Origin of the sequence: Acinetobacter sp. YH12097 (assembly GCF_013419225.1) — a bacterium.
GTDB classification, from domain to species: Bacteria; Pseudomonadota; Gammaproteobacteria; order Pseudomonadales; family Moraxellaceae; genus Acinetobacter; species Acinetobacter amyesii.
Window position 1 is genome coordinate 1 of record NZ_VPAN01000099.1, and the last position, 1,174, is coordinate 1,174.

1 protein-coding gene and 1 pseudogene are annotated in these 1,174 nt (G+C 36.2%); both read left to right on the plus strand.

The annotated features are described in order from the left end of the window. The first annotated feature begins 270 nt into the window (after positions 1-270). The gene (locus FTU37_RS16565; protein ID WP_180004670.1) at positions 271-936 is read left to right on the plus strand and encodes a M48 family metallopeptidase; all 666 of its coding nucleotides are present in this window, start codon (positions 271-273) and stop codon (positions 934-936) included. A gap of 74 nt (positions 937-1,010) precedes the next feature. Continuing rightward, positions 1,011-1,174 (plus strand): annotated as a pseudogene (locus FTU37_RS16570) (RNA-guided endonuclease TnpB family protein); the annotation flags it as partial.

A 1,174-nucleotide genomic window follows, 5' to 3' on the forward strand; every position in this document is an offset into this window, starting at 1 on the left:
AGTGATGGGAGAGAATGTTCAAGAGTGGATTCTAAATGTTCAGATAAAGACATAAAAAAATGAGCGTATTTACATACACTCATTTTTACTACATTTTACTAAAATTTGCTTAACTGACTGGCATTACACCTTCGGGTGGCTTTTTTATGTTTGAATGGTCATTATTTAAAAATACCCAATAACACACAGAATTATAACTAGATGATAAAACTAAGCTTGAAAATGACATTGGATAGTCCAGTCTATACACACAATATAATAAAAAAAATCATGCTATTGAGCAGCATATTACTCATCACTATGCCAAGTTGGGCATGTTTAAATACCTATGTAGAAGATTTTTATACATCTGATTCAGAAAAAGAAAATCAACACGAAGAACATCATGACGAAAAATTGAAGAACTTTGTCTCAAGGCATCCTAGCCCAATAGACTATCAGGCAGAAAATGATTATGCCGTACATCAGATCTACGCAGGCCGTTACGATTTAGCCATTAAGGTTTTACGTGCAATTGAAAATGAGCATCCAGGTTTACCGAAGACGGCAGTGAATTTAGGCACAGCTTATGAGTTGATCGGCAATATTTCACTAGCCAAAAAATGGATTGCTGAAGGTATGAAGCGTGATCCATCGATTCATCTTGGCAGTGAATGGATTCATCTGAATATTTTAACAGCCAAAGAAAAACGTGCGACGGCAAAATATTTTCATGAATTTCCATTGTTGAATGTACATTATGGAACAGGTTATGTACCTGATGCGCACTGGAAGAATCAGCGAAAACTCACAACGGCAGAATATGATGCTATACGAGAGCAGGCCAGTTTACAGATTAATGAGCGGAAAAATTTTGTTTCAAGACAGAATGCCGTGATGGCACAGCTGTTTTATCAAATGGAGCGTAAAACTCTGTCCTTCAGGTCAGAGATATAAGCGACACGACATGAAGTGTCGTTTGATTTAACTAAGGACTATTTTCCTTGAGTTCTGATTGTTAATATAAGTACATGAAAACCCTTAAATTACGTATAAAAGACAAACATCGCAAGGTGTTAGACCAACTAGCATCAGAAGTGAACTTCGTCTGGAATTATGTCAATGATTTAGGGTTTAGGCATTTGAAGCGGAAAGGTGAATTTCTCTCTGCTTTTGATATTGCCAAATATACGAA

Bases quoted from the DNA above. Each gene is read 5' to 3' on its own strand.
- FTU37_RS16565 (WP_180004670.1), top strand. From the start codon at position 271: ATGCTATTGAGCAGCATATTACTCATCACTATGCCAAGTTGGGCATGT.